The organism is Streptomyces sp. NPDC037301 (assembly GCF_055602785.1).
This window is the reverse complement of record NZ_JBVJWD010000003.1, coordinates 180,198-205,822: the sequence shown is the minus strand read 5'-3', so window position 1 is coordinate 205,822 and position 25,625 is coordinate 180,198. Positions and strand designations below refer to the sequence as shown.

Genomic DNA, 25,625 nt, shown 5'->3' with positions numbered 1-25,625 from the left:
GTGCTGCACCGGCCGTATCAGGTACCGGTGTCAGTTCCCGTGCAGCGGACGCCACACGGAAGATCAGATCCGAACAGGCAAGAGCCAAACTCAAGCCCGTCCGGCGTTTGAGGACAAAGCCTCACGCCCGAGCCAAACTCAAGCCCGTCCGGCGATTGAGGACAAAGCCTCACGCCCGAGCCAAACTCAAGCCCGTCCGGCGATTGAGGACAAAGCCTCACTCCGGTCCGGGGCACCCGACAAAACCCGAGCACCCCAGCCGGAGGCGTTTCAGTACTGCTCGGTCTCCACGAAACCGGCGTCCGCGTCGTCGTCGGCGCCGAACGCGTCGGCCGCGGCCGTCGGGTCGAATCCGGGCGGGCTGTCCTTGAGCGCCAGGCCCATACCGGCCAGCTTCGCCTTGACCTCGTCGATCGACTTCGCACCGAAGTTGCGGATGTCGAGCAGGTCGGCCTCGGAACGAGCCACGAGCTCACCCACGGAGTGGATGCCCTCACGCTTGAGGCAGTTGTACGAACGAACCGTGAGCTCGAGCTCCTCGATCGGCAGCGCCAGATCGGCAGCGAGAGCGGCGTCCGTCGGGGACGGGCCCATGTCGATGCCCTCAGCGTCGATGTTGAGCTCGCGCGCCAGACCGAACAGCTCGACCAGGGTCTTACCGGCCGAAGCCATGGCGTCACGGGGACGCATGGCCTGCTTGGTCTCGACGTCGACGATCAGCTTGTCGAAGTCGGTGCGCTGCTCGACACGGGTCGCCTCGACCTTGTACGTGACCTTGAGCACCGGCGAGTAGATGGAGTCGACCGGGATACGGCCGATCTCCTGGCCCGCCTGCTTGTTCTGGACGGCGGAGACGTAGCCGCGACCGCGCTCGACGGTCAGCTCCATCTCCAGCTTGCCCTTGCCGTTCAGCGTGGCGAGGACCAGGTCCGGGTTGTGGACCTCGACACCGGCCGGCGGGGCGATGTCAGCAGCGGTGACCAGGCCGGGACCCTGCTTGCGCAGGTACATCACGACCGGCTCGTCGTGCTCCGAGGAGACGACCAGCTGCTTGATGTTGAGGATGAGGTCGGTGACGTCCTCCTTGACGCCCGGCACGGTGGTGAACTCGTGCAGGACACCGTCGATCCGGATGCTGGTGACAGCAGCGCCGGGGATCGAGGAGAGGAGCGTACGGCGAAGAGAGTTGCCGAGGGTGTAGCCGAAGCCCGGCTCCAGCGGCTCGATGACGAACCGGGAGCGGAACTCGTCAACGACCTCTTCGGTCAGCGACGGACGCTGAGCGATAAGCATGTTGTGTTCCTTCAGTCGTGGGCGCCCACTATTTGACGCCCCCAGATACTGACAAGGGTACGGGCGGCACGACCCGAAAGAGTCGTACCGCCCGGACCCACGAGCTACTACTTGGAGTAGAGCTCGACGATCAGCTGCTCCTGCACCTGGGTGTCGATCACCTGGCGCTCGGGCAGGGAGTGCACGAGGATCCGCATCGTCGACGGCACGGCTTCGAGCCACGCCGGAACGGTGCGCTCGCCGGCCTCGGCCTGGGCCACCTGGAAGGGGGTCAGGGCCTTGGACTTCTGGCGAACCTCGATGACGTCGTTCACAGCTACGCGGGCCGACGGAATGTCGGTCTTCGTGCCGTTCACGGCGATGTGTCCGTGACGCACCAGCTGACGGGCGTGGTCGCGGGACTTGGCGAAGCCTGCCCGGTAGACCACGTTGTCGAGGCGGGTCTCAAGGATGCGCAGAAGGTTCTCACCGGTCTTGCCGGTCTTCTGGTTCGCTTCCTTGTAGTAGTTCACGAACTGTCGTTCAAGAACACCGTAGATCCGCGAGCACTTCTGCTTCTCACGAAGCTGAAGAAGGTACTCACTGTCCTTGGTGCGCCCGCGTCCGTGCTCACCCGGGGGGTAAGGACGGATCTCGATCGGGCACTTCGCGCTCTCGCACTTGCTGCCCTTGAGGAACAGCTTCTGCTTCTCCCGACGGCAACGCTTGCAGTCGGCCCCGGTGTATCGCGCCATTTTCCAGTTGTCTCCGTTGCTTCAGACGGAATCAGACGCGGCGACGCTTGGGCGGCCGGCATCCGTTGTGCGGAGTGGGGGTGACGTCCTGGATCGAACCGACCTCCAGGCCGGTGGCCTGGAGCGAACGGATCGCGGTCTCGCGGCCGGAGCCCGGACCCTTGACGAAGACGTCAACCTTGCGCATGCCGTGCTCCTGCGCGCGGCGGGCGGCCGACTCGGCGGCCATCTGCGCGGCGAAGGGGGTGGACTTGCGCGAGCCCTTGAAGCCGACGTGGCCGGCGGAGGCCCAGGAGATCACGTTGCCCGAGGGGTCCGTGATCGAGACGATCGTGTTGTTGAACGTGCTCTTGATGTGCGCGTGGCCGTGAGCGACGTTCTTCTTTTCCTTGCGACGCACCTTCTTGGCTGCGCCCTGACGACCCTTGGGGGGCATGTCTTGACTCCAGATGGAGAGGGGAGGTGATCGGTCCTACAGCGAAGACCGCTGGTTGCTGCGGATGGCCGGTGGCCCGGACGGCCGCAGTGCGTCCGCTGAGGACTACTTCTTGCCCGGCTTCTTCTTACCGGCGATCGCGCGACGCGGGCCCTTGCGGGTACGAGCGTTCGTGCTGGTGCGCTGGCCGTGGACCGGCAGGCCGCGGCGGTGACGCAGGCCCTGGTAGCAGCCGATCTCGACCTTGCGGCGGATGTCGGCCTGGATCTCGCGACGAAGGTCACCCTCGGTGCGGAGGTTGGCGTCCACGTACTCGCGGATCTTGACCAGGTCCTCTTCGGCCAGGTCACGAACGCGGGTGTTGGGGTTCACGCCAGTGGTGGCGAGAATCTCCTTGGACCGGGTGCGCCCGATACCGAAGACGTAGGTGAGGGCAACCTCCACGCGCTTTTCGCGCGGGATGTCAACACCTGAAACGCGTGCCATTCAATGGCTCCAGTTGTTATTTCGGGGGTCTTCCGCAGTGCCACTCCCGATCGCCGACCTCTCGTGGCGAGAGGTGGTACGCCCGGGTCCCCGGCCCCCGCCGGAGGTGTCGTCAGCCGAAGCTTGGACGGACTCTGCGTATGTACGTATTACGTGCGTCGCGCGAAGTGCTGCGAGATGCAGGGGGTCGTGCGTCAGCCCTGGCGCTGCTTGTGGCGCAGGTTGTCGCAGATGACCATGACCCGACCGTGACGGCGGATCACCTTGCACTTGTCGCAGATCTTCTTGACGCTCGGCTTGACCTTCATGGGATGTCAGGTTCTCCGGGTCAGTGCCATCACCACGCCGAAGCGGGGTGCGGGCAAGATCTACTTGTAGCGGTAGACGATCCGGCCACGCGTCAGGTCGTACGGAGAGAGCTCCACGACGACCCGGTCATCCGGAAGGATTCGGATGTAGTGCATCCGCATCTTGCCGCTGATGTGCGCGAGGACCTTGTGACCGTTCTGGAGTTCCACCTTGAACATGGCGTTCGGGAGGGACTCGATCACGGTGCCCTCAATTTCGATGGCACCTTGCTTCTTGGCCACGCTTCGCCTTTCGAATCGGCTACCTTGATCGGCTTTCGGAATCGCATGTGGACATGTGGACACACGGATGCACGAGAGCCGACGAGTCAGTCTACGTCAGCGGACTCCAAAAGACGAATCCGTCAAGTTTGCCCACCACGGGAGATCCTTAGACCTCCACAAGGGGGTCAAATCGGCCTATGGGGAGGGTCCGGCGCCGCCTCGATCCCGGCCCCTCCCTCACGCAGCCCTCGCGGGCTCGGCGCCGGGGCGCCTCACAAGCCTCGGCCGGCTGCGGCGCACTCCGTCAGCCGATGGGGCCTCCCCTGGTCCTTAGGACCTTGGGGAAGGGTCCGGCGCCGCCTCGATCCCGGCCCCTCCCTCACGCAGCCCTCGCGGGCTCGGCGCCGGGGCGCCTCACAAGCTTCGGCCGGCTGCAGCAGACTCCGTCAGCCGGGCGAATGATCAGCCCAGTGGATCCGGTGCGGCCTCGATCCCGTACTGGGCCAGCTTCGCCTTGCCGCAGTCGGGGGCCGTCAGGACCAGCGGGCCCTGCTCGGTGAGGGCGATCGAGTGCTCCCAGTGGGAGGACCACGTGCCGTCCGTCGTGATCACGGTCCAGTCGTCCTGGAGCACCTCGGTCTGCGCCGTACCGAGCGAGACCATCGGCTCGATGGCCAGGCAGACGCCGGGCACGAGCTTGATGCCCTTGCCGCGCTTGCGGGCGACATAGTTCAGCAGGTGCGGGTCCATGTGCATCTCGGTACCGATGCCGTGGCCGCCGTAGTCCTCGATGATCCCGTACTTGCCGGTGGCGGGGCGGGGCTGGCGGCGGATGTAGGACTCGATCGCCTTCGAGATGTCGACGAGGCGGTTGTTCACCTTCATCGCGGCGATACCGGCCCACATGGACTCCTCGGTGACCCGGGAGAGCTCGATCAGCTCCGGAGCGTGACCGGTGCCGACGAAGGCCGTGTATGCGGCGTCGCCGTGCCAGCCGTCGACGATCGCGCCGGCGTCGATGGAGATGATGTCGCCGTCCTTGAGGACGGTCTTGTCGTCCGGAATGCCATGGACGACGACCTCATTGACCGAGGTGCAGATGGTCGCGGGGAACCCGCCGTACCCGAGGAAGTTCGACTTCGCGCCGTGATCGGCGATCACCTTGCGGGCGACCTGGTCCAGGTCCAGCGTGGTGGCGCCGGGGACCGCCGCTTCGCGGGTGGCCGCGTGAATGGCAGCGACCACCAGCCCCGCCTCACGCATCTTCGCGATCTGCTCGGGGGTCTTGATCTGCACCATTGCGCGGCGCCTCTCTGCGTCGGACTGCATAGAACGGTGACGGGTGCGGCCGTACTCAACGATACGGCGCAAACAGTCGGCCGCGGCGCCCATGGACGCCGCGGCCGACTGCACAAGTACTGCGGGTTTTCTCTCAGTCCTCGGCGGACTTGAGAGCCTCCATCGCCCGCTCGGTCACATCGGTGACCTTGCCGAGCGCGGAGATGGTGACCACCAGGTTCTGGGCCCTGTAGTAGTCGATGATCGGCTCGGTCTGCGTGTGGTAGACCTCCAGCCGAGTACGAACCGTGTCCTCGGTGTCGTCGTCGCGCTGGTACAGCTCGCCGCCGCAGGTGTCGCAGACGCCCTCGGTCTTCGGCGGGTTGTACGTCACGTGGAAGACGTGCGAGCCGTCGTTCCGGCAGATCCGGCGGCCGGCGATGCGCTTGACCACCTCGTCCTCGGGGACCTCCAGGTCCAGGACCGCGTCCAGCTTGGTGCCCTCGTCCTTGAGCATGGCGTCAAGAGCCTCGGCCTGACCCACATTGCGCGGGAAGCCGTCCAGCAGGAAGCCGTTCTCGGCGTCCGGCTGGGACATGCGGTCCTTGGCCATCCCGATGGTGACCTCGTCCGGTACCAACTGCCCCGCGTCCATGAAGGCGCGGGCCTGCTTGCCAAGGTCGGTGCCCTGGCTGATGTTGGCACGGAAGAGATCGCCCGTGGAGATCTGCGGAATCGACAGGTTCTTGGCAAGGTACGCAGCCTGCGTTCCCTTGCCGGCACCGGGCGGCCCGACGAGGACGATTCGCATCAGCGGAGGAACCCTTCGTAATTGCGCTGCTGGAGCTGACTCTCAATCTGCTTCACGGTCTCCAGACCCACACCCACGATGATGAGGATGCTTGTCCCGCCGAACGGGAAGTTCGCGTTGGCGCCGCCGAAGCCTGCCAACGCCATCGTCGGCACGAGAGCGATCAGACCCAGGTACAGCGAGCCCGGCCAAGTGATCCTGTTGAGCACGTAGCTCAGGTACTCGGCAGTAGGTCGACCAGCCCGGATACCCGGGATGAAGCCACCATACTTCTTCATGTTGTCGGCGACTTCCTCGGGGTTGAACGAAATCGCCACATAGAAGAAGGCGAAGAAGACGATCAACAGGAAGTACGCCGTGATGTAGTACGGATGGTCGCCCTTGACGAAGTTGTCCTTGATCCAGGTCGCCCAGCCCGCAGTGGAGTTGGAGAACTGGACGATCAGGGCCGGGATGTAGAGCAGCGAAGAAGCGAAGATGACGGGAATCACACCCGCCTGATTCACCTTCAGCGGAATGTACGTCGACGTACCGCCGTACGACCTGCGGCCGATCATGCGCTTCGCGTACTGCACCGGGATACGGCGCTGGGCCTGCTCGACGAAGACGACGAGGCCCACCATCACGAAGCCGATCAGGATGACGGTGCCGAACTCGATCCATCCGTCCGCCAGCTTGCCGCTGGTCTTGATGGCCCAGAGGGCGCCGGGGAAGCTGGCGGCGATCGAGATGAACATCAGGATCGACATGCCGTTGCCGATGCCGCGGTCGGTGATGAGCTCACCGAGCCACATGACGGCCGCGGTACCCGCGGTCATCGTGATCACCATGACGATGGTCGTGAAGATCGACTGGTTCGGCACGATCTGGTCGGCGACCGGGCAGCCGCTGAACAGCGCGCCACTGGTGGCGGTGGCCACCAGGCCGGTGCCCTGGAGGATGGCGAGCGCGACGGTCAGATAACGCGTGTACTGCGTGATCTTCGCCTGCCCGGACTGCCCCTCCTTCTTGAGCGCCTCGAGTCGGGGAATCACCACGGTCAACAGCTGAAGAATGATGCTGGCCGTGATGTACGGCATGATGCCGAGCGCGAAGATCGTGATCTGCAGCAGTGCACCACCGCTGAACATGTTCACCAGGCCGAAGAGGCTGTTGTTGCCCTTGCTGGCCTGATCAACACAGGTCTGGACGTTCTCGTAGCTCACTCCCGGTACCGGGATGTGTGCCCCGAGCCGGTAGAGCACGATGATGCCGAGCGTGAAGAGCAGCTTCTTGCGCAGGTCGGGCGTCTTGAACGCCCGGGCGAACGCGGTGAGCACGGTGCCTCCTGCGACCCCCGCGCAATGCGTAGAGGTGACGGTCTTGAGGATCGACGAATACGTAACAGTCAAAGGTCCCCGGGCAGGCGCCCAGGGGGTTACCACACAACAATGCACGCCACCTTACCGGCGACCATGCCCACCTAGGAACGACCAACCGGGGATGCCTCAAATAAGAGGCATCCCCGGTCGGATGTTCAGGCCATCGAGTTGTCTCAGACGAGCTCGGTGACGGTGCCGCCGGCGGCGGCAATCTTCTCCTTGGCGGAGCCGGAGACGGCGTCAACCGAAACCTGCAGTGCCACGGAGATCTCGCCCTGTCCGAGGACCTTGACGAGGTGGTTGTTGCGCACCGCACCCTTGGCGACCAGGTCGGCCACGGTGACCTCTCCACCCTCGGGGTAGAGCGTCGCGAGCTTGTCCAGGTTCACGACCTGGTACTCGGTGCGGAACGGGTTCTTGAAGCCCTTGAGCTTCGGGAGACGCATGTGGAGGGGCATCTGCCCACCCTCGAAGCGCTCCGGAACCTGGTAACGGGCCTTGGTGCCCTTGGTGCCACGACCGGCGGTCTTACCCTTGGACGCCTCACCACGACCCACACGGGTCTTGGCGGTCTTGGCGCCCGGGGCGGGCCGGAGGTCATGGGCCTTCAGCGGCTTGTTCTCCGCCATGTCAGTCGACCTCCTCAACCGTCACGAGGTGGCGGACGGTGTGCACCATTCCGCGGAACTCGGGGCGGTCCTCCTTGACAACCACGTCGTGCAGGCGCTTGAGCCCGAGCGAACGAAGGGTGTCGCGGTGGTTCTGCTTGCTACCGATGTACGACTTCGTCTGCGTGATCTTGAGGCGAGCCATTACGCACCCGCTCCCGCACGTGCACGAAGCAGAGCCGCGGGGGCGACGTCCTCGAGGGGCAGACCACGGCGAGCCGCGATCTCCTCGGGACGCTGCAGGCCCTTGAGGGCCGCCACGGTCGCGTGCACGATGTTGATCGCGTTGTCGGAGCCGAGCGACTTCGACAGGATGTCGTGAACGCCGGCGCACTCCAGAACGGCGCGCACCGGGCCACCGGCGATAACACCGGTACCGGGGGAAGCAGGCTTCAGCAGGACGACGCCCGCAGCCTTCTCGCCCTGGATCGGGTGAGGAATGGTGCCCTGGATACGCGGAACCTTGAAGAAGTTCTTCTTGGCTTCTTCCACGCCCTTGGCAATGGCCGCGGGAACTTCCTTGGCCTTGCCGTAGCCGACACCGACGGTGCCGTCACCATCGCCCACCACGACCAGCGCGGTGAAGCTGAAGCGACGACCACCCTTCACAACCTTGGCGACGCGGTTGATCGCGACAACGCGCTCAACGTACGCGGTCTTCTCGGCGGCAGCTGCGCCGCCGTCACGGCCCTTCCGGTCCCGCCGCTCGCCGCCACCGGCACCGCTTCCGCGGCGCTGGGGTCCAGCCATTGGATTTACCTCTCTCTGTTACGTCCGCTGTGCGTAGGAACCGGGGCTTAGAACTTCAGCCCGGCTTCACGGGCGGCGTCAGCCAGAGCGGCAATCCGCCCGGCGTACTGGTTACCACCGCGGTCAAACACGACGGCCTCGACGCCTGCGGCCTTGGCACGCTCAGCGACCAGGGCGCCGACCTGCTTGGCCTGGGTGCTCTTGTCGCCCTCGCCACCACGGATGGAGACGTCCAGGGTCGACGCCGACGCGAGCGTGTGGCCCGCGATGTCGTCGATGACCTGAGCCACCATGTGGCGGTTGGACCGCGTCACGACCAAGCGCGGACGCTCCGGCGAACCGGAGATGTGCTTGCGGACGCGGATGTGGCGACGCTTGAGGGCGGCACGCTTGTAGGCGTCGCCCTTGGCGATCTTCACGCCGTATGCCATGGCTACTTACCAGCCTTTCCGACCTTGCGGCGGATGACCTCGCCGGCGTACTTGACGCCCTTGGCCTTGTACGGGTCAGGCTTCCGCAGCTTGCGGATCTTGGCCGCGGTCTCGCCGACCTTCTGCTTGTCGATGCCCTCGACGGAGAACTTCGTGGGGGACTCCACCTTGAAGGTGATGCCCTCCGGGGCCTCGATCAGGATCGGGTGGCTGTAGCCCAGGGCGAACTCCAGGTTGGAGCCCTTCGCCTGGACGCGGTAACCGACACCACTGATCTCGAGCGCCTTGGTGTATCCCTGGGTCACACCGGTGATCATGTTCGCCACCAGCGTGCGGGACAGGCCGTGAAGGGCCTTGTTCTGACGCTCGTCGTTCGGGCGGGCGACGTTCAGAACGCCGTCCTCACCCTTGGTGACCTCGATCGGCGACGCGACGGTGTGCGAGAGGGTGCCCTTGGGGCCCTTCACTGCGACCGTGCGGCCATCGATGGTGACGTCCACACCGGCGGGAACCTGGATGGGGAGCTTGCCGATTCGCGACATGAGCTATTCCTCCGTTCCCGACTACCAGACGTAGGCGAGGACTTCCCCACCTACGCCCTTCTTGCTGGCCTGCTGGCCGGTCAGGAGACCGTGGGACGTGGAGATGATCGCCACGCCCAGGCCGCCGAGGACCTTCGGCAGGTTGGTGGACTTTGCGTATACACGCAGACCCGGCTTCGAGATTCGCTTGATGCCGGCGATCGAGCGCTCGCGGTTCGGGCCGAACTTCAGCTCGAGGATGAGGTTCTTACCAACCTCGGCGTCCTCGACCTTCCAGCCGGTGATGAAGCCCTCCTGCTGGAGGATCTCCGCGATGTGCGACTTGATCTTGCTGTGCGGCATCGCGACATCGTCGTGGTACGCCGAGTTCGCGTTACGCAGACGCGTGAGCATGTCTGCGATGGGATCAGTCATGGTCATGAGTTGGCCTTCGGCCTCTCTCGCCGGGGTTTCCTGTATGCGCCATCCCTCTCCCCACTCAGAGGCAGGACGGGTGCGGTGCGGGGACCTACGGCGTAGTAAGTCGGTCTTGGGCGACAGGCGCCCAACCCTTCAAGCCTACGGCATGAAAGGAGGGGCTCCTGCCGACCAGATGCTTACCGAGAGTCTCCGGGTAATCCCAACGCCCAAAGGGCGAAGGAGATTTACCAGGAGCTCTTGGTCACGCCCGGCAGCTCGCCACGGTGAGCCATCTCACGAAGGCACACGCGGCACAGGCCGAACTTGCGGTAGACGGAGTGGGGCCGGCCGCAGCGCTGGCAGCGGGTGTACCCGCGAACGCCGAACTTCGGCTTACGGGCGGCCTTAGCGATCAGAGCCTTCTTCGCCACGGTCAGTTCTCCTTGAACGGGAAGCCGAGGTGACGAAGGAGGGCACGACCCTCGTCGTCATTGGTCGCCGTGGTGACCACGGTGATGTCCATGCCCCGGACCCGGTCGATCTTGTCCTGGTCGATCTCGTGGAACATGACCTGCTCCGTGAGACCGAAGGTGTAGTTGCCACGGCCGTCGAACTGCTTCGGCGACAGGCCACGGAAGTCACGGATACGCGGCAGCGCGAGCGACAGCGTACGGTCCAGGAACTCCCACATCCGGTCGCCACGAAGGGTGACGTGGCAGCCGATCGGCTGACCCTCGCGCAGCTTGAACTGCGCGATGGACTTGCGGGCCTTGGTGACAGCCGGCTTCTGGCCGGTGATCGTGGTGAGGTCGCGCACGGCGCCATCGATCAGCTTGGAGTCGCGGGCGGCGTCGCCCACACCCATGTTGACCACGATCTTGACCAGGCCGGGGATCTGCATGACGTTCTCGAACGAGAACTCCTCACGCAGCTTGCCGGCGATTTCCTCGCGGTACTTCGTCTTCAGACGCGGAGTGGTGGTGGTAGCCATCAGATGTCCTCACCCGTCCGCTTGGCAACGCGGATCTTGTTGCCTTCGTCGTCGAAGCGGTAACCGACGCGCGTGACGACCTTGTTGCCGTCCTTCTCCACGACAAGCTGAACGTTGCTCACGTGGATGGGGGCCTCGGTCGTGACGATGCCACCGGTCTGCGAACCGCGAGCGGTCTGACCGGCCTTGGTGTGCTTCTTGACCCGGTTGACACCCTCGACGAGGACGCGGTCCTGAGCGGGGTAGGCCACGATGACCTTGCCCTGCTTGCCCTTGTCCTTACCGGTGATGACCTGAACCAGGTCGCCCTTCTTGATCTTCATGCTTACAGCACCTCCGGCGCGAGCGAGATGATCTTCATGAACTTCTTCTCGCGCAGCTCACGGCCCACCGGGCCGAAGATACGGGTGCCGCGGGGGTCGCCGTCGTTCTTCAGAATGACGGCGGCGTTCTCGTCGAAGCGGATGTACGAGCCATCCTGACGACGACGCTCCTTGACGGTGCGAACGATGACGGCCTTGACGACGTCACCCTTCTTCACGTTGCCACCGGGGATCGCGTCCTTGACGGTGGCGACGATGACGTCACCGATGCCCGCGTAGCGGCGACCCGAACCACCGAGAACACGGATGGTGAGGATTTCCTTCGCACCCGTGTTGTCGGCGACGCGAAGTCGCGACTCCTGCTGGATCACGTCTATCTCCTGATCGTCTGCCGGTTCCCGGCGGGGGCCGCTCCGTTACCGGAGCGGACCCCCACCGAGCCTGGCGGAACCTGCCTGAGGGGAATGCCCCTCAGGAATTACTTGGCCTTCTCGAGGATCTCGACGACGCGCCACCGCTTCGTGGCGGACAGCGGCCGGGTCTCCATCAGGAGGACGCGGTCGCCGACGCCTGCGGCGTTCTGCTCGTCGTGCGCCTTGAGCTTGTTCGTACGGCGGATGACCTTGCCGTACAGCGCGTGCTTGACACGGTCCTCGACAGCGACGACGACGGTCTTGTCCATCTTGTCGCTGACGACCAGACCCTCACGGGTCTTGCGGAAACCGCGGTCGGTGTTCGTCTCAGTCACAGTCTTCTCGCTCATCAGGCGCTCTCCACCGTCTCGATGCCCAGCTCGCGCTCGCGCATCAGGGTGTAGATCCGGGCGATGTCCTTACGGACGGACTTGAGCCGACCGTGGTTCTCGAGCTGCCCGGTCGCCGCCTGGAAGCGGAGGTTGAACAGCTCTTCCTTGGCCTCGCGGAGCTTGTTGAGGAGCTCCTCGCCGCCCAGTTCGCGCAGCTCGGACGCCTTGGTACCGGCCGACATCACGACTCACCTGCCTCGCGCCGAACGATCCGGCACTTCATCGGAAGCTTGTGAGCAGCGCGGGTAAGCGCCTCACGAGCAATCTTCTCGTTCGGGTAGGACAGCTCGAACATCACCCGACCCGGCTTGACGTTCGCGATCCACCACTCGGGAGAACCCTTACCGGAACCCATGCGGGTCTCGGCAGGCTTCTTCGTCAGGGGGCGGTCCGGGTAGATGTTGATCCAGACCTTGCCGCCACGCTTGATGTGGCGGGTCATCGCGATACGAGCTGCCTCGATCTGGCGGTTCGTCACGTACGCCGGGGTCAGCGCCTGGATGCCGTACTCGCCGAACGCAACCTGCGTGCCACCCTTGGACATACCGCTGCGCTTCGGGTGGTGCTGCTTGCGGTGCTTGACCCTACGGGGGATCAGCATTTCGGTCAGGCCTCCGTTCCGGTGCTCTCAGCCGGAGCAGCGGCGGCGGGAGCGTCGGCCTTGGGGGCCTCGGCTGCCGGCGCGGACTGCTGCGGCTTGCGACCGCGACCGCCACGCTCGCCACCGCGGCCACCACGGCCGGCCGGGCGGTCAGCGCCGCCACGGGCCGGGCGGTTGCCTGCGCGGGCAGCAGCGTTCTCGGCGCGGACCTCGGCGATGTTCTTGACATCGCCCTTGTAGATCCAGACCTTCACACCGATGCGGCCGAAGGTCGTCTTGGCCTCGAAGAAGCCGTAGTCGACGTTCGCGCGGAGCGTGTGCAGGGGCACACGGCCCTCGCGGTAGAACTCCGAGCGGGACATCTCGGCGCCGCCGAGGCGGCCACCGCACTGGATCTTGATGCCCTTGGCGCCGGCCTTCATCGAGCTCTGCATGCTCTTACGCATCGCACGACGGAAGGAGACGCGGGAGGAGAGCTGCTCGGCGACGGCCTGGGCCACCAGCTGAGCGTCCACCTCGGGGTTCTTGACCTCGAGGATGTTCAGCTGGACCTGCTTGCCGGTCAGCTTCTCCAGCTCGCCACGGATGCGGTCGGCCTCGGCGCCACGGCGACCGATGACGATGCCCGGGCGGGCGGTGTGGATGTCAACGCGGACGCGGTCGCGGGTGCGCTCGATCTCAACCTTCGAGATACCGGCTCGCTCCATGCCCTTCGTCATCATGCGACGAATGGCAACGTCTTCCTTGACGTAGTCCTTGTACAGCTTGTCGGCGTACCAACGGGACTTGAAGTCCGTGGTGATGCCGAGCCGGAACCCGTGCGGGTTTACCTTCTGGCCCATTACCGGGTTCCTTCCTTGCTGCTGACGACCACGGTGATGTGGCTGGTCCGCTTACGGATCCGGTAGGCACGGCCCTGAGCACGCGGACGGAACCGCTTCAGGGTCGGGCCCTCGTCCACGTACGCCTCGCTGATGACCAGCGAAGAGGCGTCGGTGTGGTCGTAGTTGTGTGCAGCGTTGGCAATGGCGCTGTCCAGCACCTTGCCAACCGGCACGCTCGCGGCCTGCGGGGCGAAACGCAGGACCGCCTGAGCCTCCGTGGCGTCCATGCCACGGATGAGGTCCACCACGCGGCGGGCCTTCATGGGCGTGACGCGGATGTACCGCGCCTGGGCCCTGGCTTCCATGGTTGTCCCTTCGGTGTAAGTCATAGTCGTTTCCACCCCGCGGTTAGCGGCGCTTCGACTTCCGGTCGTCCTTGACGTGGCCGCGGAAGGTGCGAGTCGGCGAGAACTCGCCGAGCTTGTGGCCGACCATCGACTCGGTGACGAACACCGGGACGTGGATCTTGCCGTTGTGCACCGCGATGGTGTGACCCAGCATGGCCGGGACGATCATCGAGCGACGGGACCAGGTCTTGATGACGTTCTTGGTGCCTGCCTCGTTCTGTACGTCCACCTTCTTGATGAGGTGGCCGTCGACGAAGGGCCCCTTCTTGAGACTGCGCGGCATCTAAACCCGCTCCTAGCGCTTCTTGTTCGTCTTGCGGCGGCGGACGATGTACTTGCTCGATGCCTTCTTCGGCGAGCGAGTACGACCCTCCTTCTGACCCCACGGCGAGACCGGGTGGCGACCACCGGAGGTCTTGCCCTCACCACCACCGTGCGGGTGGTCAACCGGGTTCATCGCGACACCGCGGACGGTCGGGCGGACGCCCTTCCAGCGCATGCGGCCGGCCTTGCCCCAGTTGATGTTCGACTGCTCGGCGTTGCCGACCTCGCCGATCGTGGCGCGGCAGCGGGCGTCGACCAGGCGGATCTCACCCGACGGCATACGAAGGTGGGCCATGGTGCCCTCCTTCGCCAGCAGCTGCACGGAGGCACCCGCGGAACGGGCGAACTTCGCGCCGCCGCCGGGCCGCAGCTCGATGGCGTGGATGGTCGTACCGACCGGGATGTTGCGCAGCGCCAGGTTGTTGCCGGGCTTGATGTCGGCGGCCGGGCCGTTCTCGACACGGTCGCCCTGCGTCAGGCCACGCGGCGCGATGATGTAGCGCTTCTCGCCGTCCGCGTAGTGCAGGAGCGCGATGCGCGCGGTGCGGTTCGGGTCGTACTCGATGTGCGCGACCTTGGCCGGCACGCCGTCCTTGTCGTGACGACGGAAGTCGATCACTCGGTAGGCGCGCTTGTGGCCACCGCCCTGGTGGCGAACGGTCACACGACCGGCGTTGTTACGGCCGCCCTTGCTGTGCAGGGGGCGGACCAGCGACTTCTCCGGCGTGGACCGCGTGATCTCGACAAAGTCGGCGACGCTGGAGCCACGACGGCCCGGGGTCGTCGGCTTGTACTTGCGGATACCCATTTCTCAGTCCTCGTCCGATTCCGGACGACTCGACCTCCGTCAGGAGGTCGGGCCGCCGAAGATGTCGATACGGTCGCCCTCGGCGAGGGTCACGATGGCGCGCTTGGTGTCAGCGCGCTTGCCGAAACCGGTCTTGGTGCGCTTGCGCTTACCCTGCCGGTTGATCGTGTTGACCCCGGTGACCTTGACCGAGAAGACCGCTTCCACGGCCTGCTTGATCTGGGTCTTGTTGGAGCCGGGCGCGACGATGAACGTGTACTTGTTCTCGTCGAGCAGCGCGTAGCTCTTCTCGGAAACGACCGGCTTGACGAGAACGTCGCGCGGGTCCGAGTAGGTCTTGCTGGTAACGGTCGCCTCGCTCATCAGGCGTCGCTCCCTTCGGTCTCAGCGGTCTGGGGGCCAGACACGAAGGACTCGAAGGCGGCCTGAGTGAAGACCACGTCGTCAGAGACGATCACGTCGTACGTGTTCAGCTGGCCCGGCTCCAGGATGTGCACCTGGGGCAGGTTGCGGGCGGACAGCCACGCGGCCTCGTCGGCACGGTCGACGACCAGGAGCAGGTTCTTGCGCTCCGAGATCTTGCCGAACAGCGTCTTCGCGGCCTTCGTGGAGACTGCACCGTCGACCACGCCGGTGACGACGTGGATACGGGAGTGGCGTGCCCGGTCGGAGAGGGCACCGCGCAGGGCGGCGGCCTTCATCTTCTTCGGGGTCCGCTGCGAGTAGTCACGCGGCTGCGGGCCGTGGACGACGCCACCGCCGGCGAACTGCGGCGCACGGGTCGAACCCTGGCGCGCGCGGCCGGTGCCCTTCTGGCGGTACGGCTTGCGGCCACCACCACGGACTTCGCCGCGGGTCTTGGTCTTGTGCGTGCCCTGACGGGCAGCTGCCAGCTGTGCGACGACGACCTGGTGGATCAGCGGAACGCTGGTCTTCGCGTCGAAGATCTCCGAGGGGAGCTCGACGGTACCGGCCTTGTCGCCTGCCGGCGAAAGGATGTCAATGGTGCTCATTACCTCAAGCCCCCTTGGCCGCGGTACGGACCAGGACGAGGCCGCCGTTCGGACCGGGGACTGCGCCCTTGATGAGGAGCAGACCCTTCTCCGCGTCAACCGCGTGGATGGTCAGGTTCTGGGTGGTGACACGCTCGTTGCCCATGCGACCCGCCATGCGCATGCCCTTGAAGACACGGCCGGGGGTGGCACAGCCACCGATGGAGCCGGGCATGCGGTGCACACGGTGGGCACCGTGGGACGCCTTGCCACCCTTGAAGTTGTGACGCTTCATCACACCGGCGAAGCCCTTGCCCTTGCTCTTGCCCGTGACGTCAACCTTGACGCCGGACTCGAACACCTCGGCAGTGACCTCCTGGCCCAGCGTGTACTCGCTGGCGTCAGGGGTGCGGAGCTCCACCAGGTGGCGGCGCGGGGTCACGTCGGCCTTGGCGAAGTGGCCCTTGAGGGGCTTGTTCACCTTGCGCGGGTCGATCTCGCCGAAGGCGATCTGGACCGACTCGTAGCCGTCGCTGTCGTTGGTGCGGACCTGGGTGACGACGCAGGGCCCGGCCTTGACGACGGTCACCGGGACGACCCGGTTGTTCTCGTCCCAGACCTGGGTCATGCCGAGCTTCTCGCCCAGGACGCCCTTAATGTTCTTAGCCATCTCGCGCGTCACCTCAGAGCTTGATCTCGATGTCGACGCCCGCCGGCAGGTCGAGACGCATCAGCGAGTCAACCGTCTTCGGCGTGGGGTCGAGGATGTCGATGAGGCGCTTGTGCGTGCGCATCTCGAAGTGCTCGCGCGAGTCCTTGTACTTGTGCGGCGACTTGATGACGCAGTACACGTTCTTCTCAGTGGGCAGCGGCACCGGGCCCGCGACCGACGCACCAGTGCGGGTCACCGTCTCGACGATCTTCTTCGCCGAGGAGTCGATGACCTCGTGGTCGTAGGCCTTGAGCCGGATGCGGATCTTCTGTCCCGCCATGGCTACTAGTAGTCCTGTCTCTCGTAACGCTCTGGAACCCGGGGGTTCTAAGGACTCCGTCTCCGACCCACGCGGTCGGGCGTGTCGCATCCCCTCTACGCAGATCTCCCGAAGGATTTCCCAACCAAGGGGGTGCGGGCCCAAGGACCGCGAGACCGGGGGCGGAACACCCACCGGGTGCCTGGCCGGTGCCCCACTGACGCTTCCCGGAAGATTCCCGTACGTCCGACCCGCAGGGGGTCGACGAGTACTGTGGGACTCGCTTCCGGTCCTCCCGGCGGGAGGCGCGCAGCATTGACACTCAACCGAGCAACCTGGTCAGTGTGCCATACGGGGCGTGAGCCTGGCCAATCGGGCGGAGGATCTTACCCCGCGTGATCGCCGGGTCAAACGCGGGCGCGCAGCGGGAGCAGTGCCGGGCACCGCTCATCGTAATTCGGTCGAGCGTCGTACGACCCCGCCCCTACAGTGACCCGCCGGGCACGCCGTCGTCATCAGGGGCATCGATCATGCGTACGCACTATCCGCGCACCGCGCATCTGCCCTGGTCCCCGGGGGCCACCTCGGACGACGTACGGATCGCGGACCTCTCCGGGCTGACCGGTCGCGAGGTCGTCGTCACCGAGAAGCTGGACGGCGAGAACACCACGCTCTACGCCGACGGACTCCACGCCCGCTCGCTCGATTCCGCCCATCACCCCTCGCGGGGGTGGGTGAAGGCGCTGCAGGGCCGGATCGGTGCCCGTATACCCGAGGGGTGGCGGGTGTGCGGGGAGAACATGTTCGCGCGCCATTCGATCCCGTACGACGGCCTGGAGAGCTTCTTCTACGGCTTCTCCGTCTGGGACGGGGAGCACTGCCTGGACTGGGACCGGACCGTCGTCTTCCTGCGCGAGCTGGGGATTCCGGTGCCGCCGGTGCTGTGGCGCGGAGTGTTCGACACGCGGGCCGAGAAGGCACTGCGGGCGTTGAGGCCGGACACCGGACGGCAGGAGGGGTACGTCGTACGGCCCGCGGACGGCTTCGACGCAGCGGACTTCGGACGCCGGGTGGCGAAGTGGGTGCGGCCCGGCCACGTACAGACCGATACGCACTGGATGCACGCCTCCGTCGTGGAGAACGGGCTCGGCCCGGCAGCCGCCCTGTGGGCCGTACGGTCAGGGGCACCGGTCGACGCGGCTGCACTGGCCGACGCGGCAGGCACGGCACCGGGTGACGCCGGGGCTGCCGTCGCGATGGGCGATTCCCTCGACGCGTTGGGCCGGACGGGCGACGACCGGCTGACCGGCGTACTGGCCGCGTTGCTGCACCGCGGACGGCGTGCGGAGCTGGCGCCCGCGCTGGCGGGGGCGCTGGGGATGCCATCGGCCCGGCGCATCGCGGATCTCGTCGGACTGCACCCCGCACTGCACCGCCCGTACCCGGACGAGGAGCGCAGGACCGGCCTGGTCCGGATGTCGTTCGCCGCCGATCTGCCACTGCTGCACGCGCTGGCCGCCGCCGTGGCGGACACCGACGGGGCGCGCGAACAGGTGGAGTGGTCGGCGCTGCACGCACAGGACGTACGGGAACCGGACGGGCTGCGCGAGGCATTCGCGGATCTGGAGCCGGCGGCCGCCGACCGCTGCCGGGCGCAGGCACGTGAGGCATACGCCCGGGGCCGGGTCACCACCGCCGAGGAGGCCGTCGCCGCGACGTGGCGGTGGCGGACCGGGGACTTCCCGCGCCTGGTGCAACTGGTCGGCCCCTCCGGCAGCGGCAAGAGCACCTTCGCGCGCGCTCTGCCCGGTGTCGACGCGTATCTCTCGCTCGACGATCTACGGCTGGCCCGGGGATCGCGCGCCGATCAGAAGGCCAACGGGGAGGTGCTGCGCGTGGGGCTCGACCGGCTGGACACCGCGCTCGCCGCGGGTGGCACGGTCGTCTGGGACGCCACCTCGCTCAACGCGCACCAGCGCTCCCTGGTGCATGCGGTCGCCCGGCGCAGGGACGCGCTGCTCACCCACGCCGTGGCCCTGGTCGACGAGGCGGAACTGATCCGGCGCAACGAACGCCGCACCCACCCCGTGCCCCCTCAGGTGCTGACCTCGCAACTGCACCGGTTCGTGCCCCCGTACCCCGGCCAGGCGCACCGCACCTGGTACATCGGCGCGAGCGGAAGCGTGGAGGACAGGGCGTAGGGCCTTCCGTCTGGATCAGGCCGGATCGGGGAGCGGGGTCCGGTGCCGTGGATCGCAAGGCGGAGGAAGGAGTCGATGGGGTCTCCCCTGCTCGAGCGGAGCCGAGAGCTTGGGGAAGGAGCCATGGCGAGTGACGACAACGCCGCGAGGCGCGGCACCGGGGCACACGAGCCCGGCGTGATCCAGACGGAAGGCCCTGAATGCGTACCAGCGAGGAGATCTACCACCGGGTCCGCTGGGACGCCCGGTTCGACCCGGCGCGCTTCGTGATGGGCGTGGCGCAGCGCGGGACCGTGCCCAAGCGGGTGCCGCTGCCCCGGTTCACGCCCGGCGGGGACATTCCCTGGCACCGGGTGCTGTTCTTCGAGGCCGACGGTGAGGTGGTGTGGGACCGGTCCTCGGGCGTGGACCGGATCGACGCGACGGACGCCGGACGGGTACGCACCCCGCGCCGGCTGCCGTCCCCGTACTTCACCTCCCGTACGCCGCACGCGTACTCCGGACCGGAGGCCGCCTGGACACCCGTGCCCGAGGACGCACCGGCGCCCGCGCAGTCCGCTTCCCTGGCGCTGCTGACCTGGAACACCCTCTGGGACCGCTACGACGGCGACCGCATCGACACCGCCCGGCGCCGGCCACTGCTCCTCGACGCCCTGCGCGCGGCGGACGCGGATGTCATCGCTCTCCAGGAGGCCGAACCCGCCCTGCTCGGCCTGTTGTTGGCCACACCCTGGGTCCGCGAGAGCTACATCCTCTGGTCGGACCCGGCCGGCCGGGATATCGCCGACTGCGGTCTGCTGCTGCTCAGCAGAGTCCCCGTGCGGGAGGCGGGCCTGCATGTCCTCGGCCCGCACAAGGCGGTCGCCGCCGTGGTCGTGGAGACCGCGGAAGGACCGGTCTCGGTCGCCGTCACCCACCTCAGCAGCGACCACTCGGCGAACGGCGCCGCCCGGCGCGATGCCGAACTGGCCGATCTGGCAGCGGGGCTGGCCGCGATCGAGGGCGATGTGATGCTGCTCGGCGACTTCAACGACGGCGGCGACACTCCGCAGGACCGGCTGGGGATGGCGGACGCCTGGAGCCGGGTGCACGGCGCGGGCGACCGGACGCCGACCTTCGATCCGTCCGTCAATCCGCTGGCCGCCGTCTCCTCCCTGACGGGGCGTGTGTCCCGGCTGGACCGGGTGCTGGTCCGCTCGGAGCGGCTGCGGCCCGTGTCGGCGGCGCTGCTGGGCGACGTACCGACGCCGGATGGGCTGTACGTGTCGGACCACTTCGGGGTACGGGTGGAGCTGACCGGGGCGGCGGCGGACGGATCGGAAGCCGACGTGGCGGAGATCGTCCGCCGGGTGGCCGCCGCCCTGCCCGAGGGCCGCGTCCATCCGGTCGGCTCGCGGCGGATGGGCTGTGCGCTGCCCGGCGCCGATGTGGACCTGGTCGCGGCGCTGTCCGGTGACGGGGATCTCCCGGGGATACGGCAGCGGCTGACCGCTGCTCTGCCGGAGGCCGTCGATCTGCGCGAGGTGACCGGTGCGCGCGTACCCGGTCTGCGTTTCTGCCTCGACGGGCTCCGGGTGGACCTGGTGATCGTCGCGACCGGTGACCTCTCCCCGGACGTGGCGGTCGCCCGCCGTACCGAACTGGGCGAGGCGGCGGCCACGGCTCTCAGCGCTGTGAGCGACGCGGACGCGGTGCTCGCGGCGGCGGACCCGCACCGGGCCGCGTTCACCCGCCTCGCGCGCGAGGTGAAGGCCTGGGCCCGGGCACGCGGCCTGGACTCCGCTCCGTGCGGCCAACTGCCCGGCCTTGCCTGGTCCGTACTGGCGGCCCGCACCGCCCACGAGGCCGGTGATCTGCCGCCGCTCCCCCTGCTCCGGCACTTCTTCGCGACCTGGGCCGCGTGGGACTGGAACCGGCCGGTCGGCTCCGGGGAGGCGGGCGAACTCCCCCTCACCGTGCTGACTCCGACCGCCCCCGTCCGCTCCTGCACCTCGCAGGTCTCCCCCGCAGGCCGCGACCTCATCGCCGAGGAACTCTTCCGCGCCTGGGAGATCCTGGAGTCCGTCGCCGTCTTTGACCCCGTACCGCACACCCTGCTCTGCGCCCCGCCGCCCCTGCACCTCCGTCACGCCGCCTGGGCGATCGTCTCGGTACGCCCCGGCCCCGACGAGGGCCGCTTCCGGGGCCGGCTCCTGGCCCTGCTCGCCGCTCTCGCCGAAGCGGGCTCCCCGGACGCCCATGCCTGGCCCCGCCCGTTCGGCGCGGACGCGTCCCACATCCAGTACGCCATCGGTCTGGGACGGACCCCGCCGGACGAGGCCCGGCTCGCGGAAATCGGCGCCCGGCTGCTGGGTGGCATCCCGGAAGCGGGCCTGCGCCGGACGGGCCGGGGCGCGGCACCGGAGCTGCGGTGACGGAGACCGGCGGCAGCCCACCTGCGAGAATCCAGCCGTGAACGGGAGCGCCATTGCGGCCTGGGCCCTGCGCCCCGCCGAACCGGAGGACGTCGAGGTCATCGCCGAGCTCAGGGCCATCGTGATGCGCCCCGACCTGGAGCGGCTCGGGCGCTACGACGAGCACCGCGTACGGCAGCGGCTGCGGGACGTCTACGCACCGGAGCACACCTCGGTCGTCGTCGCGGACGGCGAGTTCGCGGGCTGCGTCACCCTGCGGCCGGTCGAGGACGGGCTGTGGCTGGAGAACTTCTACCTCTCCCCCACCGTCCAGGGCCGCGGCATCGGCACCACCGTGCTGCGCTCGCTGCTCGCGCGGGCCGATGAGGAAGGCGTGACCGTGCGCCTGGACGTGCTGCAGGGCAGCGCCGCCCGCGCGCTCTACGAACGGCACGGGTTCACCGAGGAACGACAGGACCCGATCGACGTGTTCATGGTGCGCACGCCCGCCCGCTAGGCCGTCCGGGCCCTTCGGCCCACACCCGTAAAAACCAGGCAACCCACCCCTGGGAATCTCCGTCTATCCCCCCGCAGCAGCGGTCGCCCCCCGCCGCCGCCTGCACGGATTCGGTACGCAGCGCAGGGCCGCACAGCCGCCCGCTGCGGGGGAAGTGGACGGAGCACGGTGTGACGGATCGACCTGCGTTGCGCGCATCTCTCACAGGAGTGCCGCGGCGCACCCTGCTGACGGCGGCGGCCGGCGCGATGAGCCCGGCAGTCCTGAGCGCCTGCACCGCGCCTTCGCCGCCCCGCCGCCGCAACCCCACCGCGGACCCGACGCCCGGTCTGCCGATCAGCACCTCGCACCGGGCCCTGATGATGCAGATCCTCGCCCACCCGGACGACGACCTGTACTTCATGAACCCGGACACGCAGCAGGCCCTCGACACCGGAACGCCGCTGGTCTGTGTCTATCTGACCGCGGGCGAGGCCACCGGCATCAACCGCGCGCCCGGCCGCCCGCAGCCCGCCCCCGACAAGGCCGCGTACTCCTCCTCCCGCCATCAGGGGCTCCGGCAGGCGTACGCGACGCTGCTGGGCCTCGGCAGGTTCACGGACTGGCAGAAGTCCGTCATCAGCCTGCACGGCAACCACCGCGCCGAGATCAACCGCCTCAGCAACGGCGGCCGCAAGGTAGAGCTGATCTTCATCAACACCGCCATGCACACCTCGTACGGGCGTCTCGGGCTGCCCAGCCTCTGGCAGGACCGGAGGCTCGTCCTGCCGACCGTCGTCGCCGACAACTCCCCGCTGGAGCGGGCCGGTTCGTACACGTACGACGGGCTGATCGACGTCCTGGTCGGGCTGTTCGACCGGTTCCGGCCGACCGCCGTGCACACCATGGACCCGGACCCCGACATCCAGCACAGCAGCGAAGCCGTCCGCCGCCGGGACAGCGAGCAGCAGGGCTACTCCGACCACCCCGACCACACCGCGACCGCGCTGTTCACCTGGACGGCGCTGATCCGGTGGGTGGCGCGGGCCACCGAGGACGGCGGTGAGGTGCCGAGCTTCGTCACCACGGCGTTCCGCGGCTACTACAACCGGCACTGGCCGAAGAATCTGCCGCCCGCCGTGCTGGCGGAGAAGGCCTCTCACCTGGTGCCGTACGGGGGTTCGATCCACTGGCGCTGCGGCAACTCCGCGGGCTGCGGGGACTACGGCGTGGGCGGCAACCGGCCGCTGACCAACCGGAAGGGCTGGGTACGGTCCACCCATTACCGTTATCCGGGCCCTCGGCCCGCCGTCGCCACCGACCCGGACGGCAGGCTCGTCGCATACGGGGTGCTGGGGCTGCGGGCGGTGCGCTGGCGCGAGAGCGCCCCGGGCAGCGGGGTGTGGGACGCGCCGGACGACCTCGGTGGCGGCCCGCTCGCCCCGATCCTGGGCAGCGCGACCCTGCCGGACGGGCGGCAATTGCTCTTCGGACTGCGGTTCGCGGCGCTCAGCGGGCACGGGGCGGACAACGAGCGCGAGATCGTCGCCCTGGAGCAGCGCTCTCCGGGCGGCGGCTTCCGGGCCTGGCAGGGGCTGGGGAACCCGGTGCGGGATCACGACGGCGGGCGCCGGATCGGCGTCCCGGTCGCGGTCGCCGCCCCCGACGGGCGCGTCCATCTCTTCGTACGGAACGCGGAGAAGGGTCTCAGCACGCGGGTACGGAACACGGACGGCCGGTGGGGCGGATGGCGGGACACCGGCGGGGGCGAGGTCCAGGACGGGCTGACCGCTGTGGTGGACGACGCGGGGTGTGTCCATGTCTTCGCGGCGGGCCGTTACGCGGTGCATCACTGGACGCAGGACGCGCCCGGGGATGAGGTCACCGCACGCACCCAGATCAGCGGCGTACCGGTGCCGGGGGACGGCCCGGCCGCGCTGCCCGGTGCGGACGGGACGGTCGAGCTGTTCTACCGCGCGGCGGCGAAGGCCCGCCTGACGACCGTAATGACCGGGGAGACGGCTGACAAGACCGGCATCGACGGATACGGGCGGCTGATCAAGGACCGGGTGGGCTTCGACGGGTACGGGCCGGTGTCCGCCGCGGGGTCGCCGCGCGGCCCGGTGCTGCTCGGCCGCACCGAGAAGGGCCTGATCCAGATCCGTACATCCCAAGGGATCTCCGTACGCGAGCGCGGGCCGGTGGCGCTGGACGGGCCCGCGCTGCATGTCGGCAGGGAGGGGCGGTCGACGGTGGTGGCGCTGGGGGTCGACGCCCTGCCGTGGCTCTGGCGCCCCTGAGAAGTCTCGGAACATGCCGAAGGGCCCCGGTCCACCGCTTGCGCGGCGGGCCGGGGCCCTTCTTGGTGCTCTGTGCGGAGCAACCAGGTCAGACAGTCAGGTAATTACTTGACGATCTTGGTGACCTGGCCGGCGCCCACGGTCCGGCCACCCTCACGGATGGCGAACTTCAGGCCCTCTTCCATGGCGACGGGCTGGATCAGCGAGACGTTCATGACGGTGTTGTCGCCCGGCATGACCATCTCGGTGCCCTCGGGAAGGGTCACAACGCCCGTCACGTCCGTGGTACGGAAGTAGAACTGCGGGCGGTAGTTGTTGAAGAAGGGGGTGTGACGGCCACCCTCGTCCTTCGACAGGATGTAGGCCTGGGCCTCGAACTCGGTGTGCGGCGTGACCGAACCGGGCTTGATGATGACCTGGCCGCGCTCGACGTCCTCGCGCTTGATGCCACGGAGGAGCAGACCGACGTTCTCACCGGCCTGGCCCTCGTCGAGCAGCTTGCGGAACATCTCGATGCCGGTGACCGTGGTGGTGGTCTTCTCGGTCTTGATACCGACGATGTCGACGGTCTCGTTGACCTTCAGGACACCACGCTCGATACGACCGGTGACGACGGTGCCACGACCGGTGATCGTGAAGACGTCCTCGATCGGCATCAGGAACGGCTTGTCGACGTCGCGCTCGGGCTGCGGGATCGACTCGTCGACGGCCTTCATCAGGTCGAGGACGGTCTGGCCCCACTCCTTGTCGCCCTCAAGAGCCTTGAGCGCCGAGACCTTGACGACCGGAAGGTCGTCGCCCGGGAACTCGTACTCGGAGAGGAGCTCACGGACCTCGAGCTCGACGAGCTCCAGGATCTCCTCGTCGTCCACCATGTCGGCCTTGTTCAGGGCGACAACGATGTACGGAACGCCGACCTGGCGGGCCAGGAGCACGTGCTCCTTGGTCTGCGGCATCGGGCCGTCGGTGGCGGCGACCACGAGGATGGCGCCGTCCATCTGCGCCGCACCCGTGATCATGTTCTTGATGTAGTCGGCGTGACCCGGGCAGTCGACGTGCGCGTAGTGACGCGACTCCGTCTGGTACTCGACGTGCGCGATCGAGATCGTGATACCGCGCTGGCGCTCCTCGGGAGCCTTGTCGATCTGGTCGAAGGCCGAGGCCTCGTTCAGGTCCGGGTACGCGTCGTGCAGCACCTTGGTAATGGCGGCCGTGAGGGTCGTCTTACCGTGGTCAATGTGACCGATGGTGCCGATGTTGACGTGCGGCTTAGTCCGCTCGAACTTCGCCTTCGCCACTGGGTCCTCCTGTGGAGTGGTTCTGTACGCCTTGCTTCATCGGCGCCAGGTGATCTTTGCTGGGATGCCGGGGCCGGGGGCATTCACCGCATTGCTTGCGCTCTGCGACGAATGCCCCACCAGGCTCCGG

General features: G+C 67.5%; 35 protein-coding genes. 4 read left to right on the top strand and 31 right to left on the bottom strand.

Going from position 1 to position 25,625, the window contains the following annotated elements:
• Positions 1 to 270: 270 nt before the first annotated feature.
• The 30 genes from ACZ7IB_RS07005 to rpsJ all read right to left on the bottom strand — a co-directional run bounded on the left by ACZ7IB_RS07005 (position 271) and on the right by rpsJ (position 16,828).
• Positions 271 to 1,293, bottom strand: a complete 1,023-nt coding sequence (locus tag ACZ7IB_RS07005; RefSeq protein ID WP_024755423.1) for a DNA-directed RNA polymerase subunit alpha — start codon at positions 1,291 to 1,293, stop codon at positions 271 to 273.
• A 107-nt stretch (positions 1,294 to 1,400) separates the two neighbouring features.
• The gene (rpsD, locus tag ACZ7IB_RS07000) at positions 1,401 to 2,027 is read right to left on the bottom strand and encodes a 30S ribosomal protein S4 (protein WP_093897256.1); all 627 of its coding nucleotides are present in this window, start codon (positions 2,025 to 2,027) and stop codon (positions 1,401 to 1,403) included.
• A 31-nt stretch (positions 2,028 to 2,058) separates the two neighbouring features.
• Entirely contained in the window at positions 2,059 to 2,463 is a 405-nt protein-coding gene (rpsK, locus tag ACZ7IB_RS06995) for a 30S ribosomal protein S11 (RefSeq protein ID WP_003956432.1), read from the bottom strand.
• Positions 2,464 to 2,568: 105 nt separating this feature from the next.
• Positions 2,569 to 2,949, bottom strand: a complete 381-nt coding sequence (gene rpsM, locus ACZ7IB_RS06990) for a 30S ribosomal protein S13 (protein WP_018519286.1) — start codon at positions 2,947 to 2,949, stop codon at positions 2,569 to 2,571.
• Between the two features lie 194 nt (positions 2,950 to 3,143).
• Positions 3,144 to 3,257, bottom strand: a complete 114-nt coding sequence (gene rpmJ / locus ACZ7IB_RS06985) for a 50S ribosomal protein L36 (RefSeq protein WP_003956441.1) — start codon at positions 3,255 to 3,257, stop codon at positions 3,144 to 3,146.
• Positions 3,258 to 3,317: 60 nt separating this feature from the next.
• Positions 3,318 to 3,539, bottom strand: a complete 222-nt coding sequence (infA, locus tag ACZ7IB_RS06980) for a translation initiation factor IF-1 (RefSeq protein ID WP_003956442.1) — start codon at positions 3,537 to 3,539, stop codon at positions 3,318 to 3,320.
• 444 nt (positions 3,540 to 3,983) lie between these two features.
• On the bottom strand, positions 3,984 to 4,820 hold the full coding sequence (gene map / locus ACZ7IB_RS06975; protein WP_327273498.1) for a type I methionyl aminopeptidase: 837 nt from the start codon (positions 4,818 to 4,820) through the stop codon (positions 3,984 to 3,986).
• A 133-nt stretch (positions 4,821 to 4,953) separates the two neighbouring features.
• Positions 4,954 to 5,610 carry an adenylate kinase gene (locus ACZ7IB_RS06970; RefSeq protein ID WP_470909829.1) on the bottom strand — a complete coding sequence of 219 codons (657 nt, stop codon included), beginning with the start codon at positions 5,608 to 5,610 and terminating at the stop codon, positions 4,954 to 4,956.
• On the bottom strand, positions 5,610 to 6,929 hold the full coding sequence (gene secY, locus ACZ7IB_RS06965) for a preprotein translocase subunit SecY (RefSeq protein WP_093540755.1): 1,320 nt from the start codon (positions 6,927 to 6,929) through the stop codon (positions 5,610 to 5,612). The genes ACZ7IB_RS06970 and secY overlap by 1 nt, the downstream gene beginning before the upstream one ends.
• A 215-nt stretch (positions 6,930 to 7,144) precedes the next feature.
• Positions 7,145 to 7,600 (bottom strand): 50S ribosomal protein L15, encoded by a 456-nt coding sequence (gene rplO / locus ACZ7IB_RS06960; protein ID WP_018550610.1) that lies wholly within the window; start codon positions 7,598 to 7,600, stop codon positions 7,145 to 7,147.
• Between the two features lies 1 nt (position 7,601).
• Positions 7,602 to 7,784, bottom strand: coding sequence for a 50S ribosomal protein L30 (gene rpmD / locus ACZ7IB_RS06955; protein ID WP_018550611.1), 183 nt, complete (start codon positions 7,782 to 7,784; stop codon positions 7,602 to 7,604).
• Positions 7,784 to 8,389 carry a 30S ribosomal protein S5 gene (rpsE, locus tag ACZ7IB_RS06950; protein ID WP_030914151.1) on the bottom strand — a complete coding sequence of 202 codons (606 nt, stop codon included), beginning with the start codon at positions 8,387 to 8,389 and terminating at the stop codon, positions 7,784 to 7,786. Before rpsE ends, rpmD begins: the two co-directional genes overlap by 1 nt.
• A gap of 47 nt (positions 8,390 to 8,436) precedes the next feature.
• Complete coding sequence (gene rplR / locus ACZ7IB_RS06945; RefSeq protein WP_093540756.1) at positions 8,437 to 8,820, bottom strand: 50S ribosomal protein L18; 384 nt, start codon at positions 8,818 to 8,820, stop codon at positions 8,437 to 8,439.
• A 2-nt stretch (positions 8,821 to 8,822) separates the two neighbouring features.
• A complete protein-coding gene (rplF, locus tag ACZ7IB_RS06940; RefSeq protein ID WP_124716935.1) occupies positions 8,823 to 9,362 on the bottom strand; it encodes a 50S ribosomal protein L6 in 540 nt (179 codons plus the stop codon).
• A 21-nt stretch (positions 9,363 to 9,383) separates the two neighbouring features.
• A complete protein-coding gene (gene rpsH, locus ACZ7IB_RS06935; protein WP_124716936.1) occupies positions 9,384 to 9,782 on the bottom strand; it encodes a 30S ribosomal protein S8 in 399 nt (132 codons plus the stop codon).
• A gap of 224 nt (positions 9,783 to 10,006) precedes the next feature.
• Positions 10,007 to 10,192, bottom strand: coding sequence for a type Z 30S ribosomal protein S14 (locus ACZ7IB_RS06930; RefSeq protein WP_003948630.1), 186 nt, complete (start codon positions 10,190 to 10,192; stop codon positions 10,007 to 10,009).
• 2 nt (positions 10,193 to 10,194) lie between these two features.
• On the bottom strand, positions 10,195 to 10,752 hold the full coding sequence (gene rplE / locus ACZ7IB_RS06925) for a 50S ribosomal protein L5 (protein WP_093897251.1): 558 nt from the start codon (positions 10,750 to 10,752) through the stop codon (positions 10,195 to 10,197).
• Positions 10,752 to 11,075, bottom strand: a complete 324-nt coding sequence (gene rplX, locus ACZ7IB_RS06920; RefSeq protein WP_003966949.1) for a 50S ribosomal protein L24 — start codon at positions 11,073 to 11,075, stop codon at positions 10,752 to 10,754. The genes rplE and rplX overlap by 1 nt, the downstream gene beginning before the upstream one ends.
• 2 nt (positions 11,076 to 11,077) lie before the next feature.
• Positions 11,078 to 11,446, bottom strand: a complete 369-nt coding sequence (rplN, locus tag ACZ7IB_RS06915; RefSeq protein ID WP_003966950.1) for a 50S ribosomal protein L14 — start codon at positions 11,444 to 11,446, stop codon at positions 11,078 to 11,080.
• A 107-nt stretch (positions 11,447 to 11,553) separates the two neighbouring features.
• Complete coding sequence (gene rpsQ / locus ACZ7IB_RS06910) at positions 11,554 to 11,838, bottom strand: 30S ribosomal protein S17 (protein ID WP_030977953.1); 285 nt, start codon at positions 11,836 to 11,838, stop codon at positions 11,554 to 11,556.
• On the bottom strand, positions 11,838 to 12,062 hold the full coding sequence (gene rpmC / locus ACZ7IB_RS06905; RefSeq protein WP_124716937.1) for a 50S ribosomal protein L29: 225 nt from the start codon (positions 12,060 to 12,062) through the stop codon (positions 11,838 to 11,840). Before rpmC ends, rpsQ begins: the two co-directional genes overlap by 1 nt.
• Positions 12,062 to 12,481: a 50S ribosomal protein L16 gene (rplP, locus tag ACZ7IB_RS06900; protein WP_014047785.1), complete on the bottom strand. Its 420-nt coding sequence runs from the start codon at positions 12,479 to 12,481 to the stop codon at positions 12,062 to 12,064. The genes rpmC and rplP overlap by 1 nt, the downstream gene beginning before the upstream one ends.
• Before the next feature lie 5 nt (positions 12,482 to 12,486).
• Complete coding sequence (gene rpsC, locus ACZ7IB_RS06895; protein WP_037688007.1) at positions 12,487 to 13,323, bottom strand: 30S ribosomal protein S3; 837 nt, start codon at positions 13,321 to 13,323, stop codon at positions 12,487 to 12,489.
• Entirely contained in the window at positions 13,323 to 13,670 is a 348-nt protein-coding gene (gene rplV / locus ACZ7IB_RS06890; RefSeq protein ID WP_004571827.1) for a 50S ribosomal protein L22, read from the bottom strand. The genes rpsC and rplV overlap by 1 nt, the downstream gene beginning before the upstream one ends.
• Before the next feature lie 43 nt (positions 13,671 to 13,713).
• Positions 13,714 to 13,995: a 30S ribosomal protein S19 gene (rpsS, locus tag ACZ7IB_RS06885; RefSeq protein WP_003966956.1), complete on the bottom strand. Its 282-nt coding sequence runs from the start codon at positions 13,993 to 13,995 to the stop codon at positions 13,714 to 13,716.
• Positions 13,996 to 14,007: 12 nt separating this feature from the next.
• Positions 14,008 to 14,844: a 50S ribosomal protein L2 gene (rplB, locus tag ACZ7IB_RS06880; RefSeq protein WP_093773282.1), complete on the bottom strand. Its 837-nt coding sequence runs from the start codon at positions 14,842 to 14,844 to the stop codon at positions 14,008 to 14,010.
• A 39-nt stretch (positions 14,845 to 14,883) separates the two neighbouring features.
• On the bottom strand, positions 14,884 to 15,207 hold the full coding sequence (rplW, locus tag ACZ7IB_RS06875) for a 50S ribosomal protein L23 (RefSeq protein ID WP_014154589.1): 324 nt from the start codon (positions 15,205 to 15,207) through the stop codon (positions 14,884 to 14,886).
• Positions 15,207 to 15,857 carry a 50S ribosomal protein L4 gene (rplD, locus tag ACZ7IB_RS06870; protein ID WP_093897249.1) on the bottom strand — a complete coding sequence of 217 codons (651 nt, stop codon included), beginning with the start codon at positions 15,855 to 15,857 and terminating at the stop codon, positions 15,207 to 15,209. Before rplD ends, rplW begins: the two co-directional genes overlap by 1 nt.
• A gap of 4 nt (positions 15,858 to 15,861) precedes the next feature.
• Entirely contained in the window at positions 15,862 to 16,506 is a 645-nt protein-coding gene (gene rplC, locus ACZ7IB_RS06865; RefSeq protein WP_031080467.1) for a 50S ribosomal protein L3, read from the bottom strand.
• A gap of 13 nt (positions 16,507 to 16,519) precedes the next feature.
• Complete coding sequence (rpsJ, locus tag ACZ7IB_RS06860) at positions 16,520 to 16,828, bottom strand: 30S ribosomal protein S10 (protein WP_003948644.1); 309 nt, start codon at positions 16,826 to 16,828, stop codon at positions 16,520 to 16,522.
• Between the two features lie 509 nt (positions 16,829 to 17,337).
• On the opposite strand from rpsJ, the gene ACZ7IB_RS06855 reads away from it, so the two are divergent.
• The 4 genes from ACZ7IB_RS06855 (at position 17,338) to ACZ7IB_RS06840 (ending at position 24,197) form a co-directional block, all read left to right on the top strand.
• Positions 17,338 to 19,008 carry an RNA ligase family protein gene (locus ACZ7IB_RS06855; RefSeq protein ID WP_470909822.1) on the top strand — a complete coding sequence of 557 codons (1,671 nt, stop codon included), beginning with the start codon at positions 17,338 to 17,340 and terminating at the stop codon, positions 19,006 to 19,008.
• A 200-nt stretch (positions 19,009 to 19,208) separates the two neighbouring features.
• Positions 19,209 to 21,422 (top strand): poly(A) polymerase, encoded by a 2,214-nt coding sequence (locus tag ACZ7IB_RS06850; RefSeq protein ID WP_470909820.1) that lies wholly within the window; start codon positions 19,209 to 19,211, stop codon positions 21,420 to 21,422.
• 37 nt (positions 21,423 to 21,459) lie between these two features.
• Positions 21,460 to 21,918 (top strand): GNAT family N-acetyltransferase, encoded by a 459-nt coding sequence (locus ACZ7IB_RS06845; RefSeq protein ID WP_470909818.1) that lies wholly within the window; start codon positions 21,460 to 21,462, stop codon positions 21,916 to 21,918.
• A gap of 209 nt (positions 21,919 to 22,127) precedes the next feature.
• Positions 22,128 to 24,197, top strand: coding sequence for a PIG-L family deacetylase (locus ACZ7IB_RS06840; RefSeq protein WP_470910433.1), 2,070 nt, complete (start codon positions 22,128 to 22,130; stop codon positions 24,195 to 24,197).
• A 104-nt stretch (positions 24,198 to 24,301) separates the two neighbouring features.
• Here ACZ7IB_RS06840 and tuf read toward each other — a convergent pair whose 3' ends face one another.
• Positions 24,302 to 25,495 carry an elongation factor Tu gene (tuf, locus tag ACZ7IB_RS06835; protein ID WP_093897236.1) on the bottom strand — a complete coding sequence of 398 codons (1,194 nt, stop codon included), beginning with the start codon at positions 25,493 to 25,495 and terminating at the stop codon, positions 24,302 to 24,304.
• Between the last annotated feature and the right edge of the window lie 130 nt (positions 25,496 to 25,625).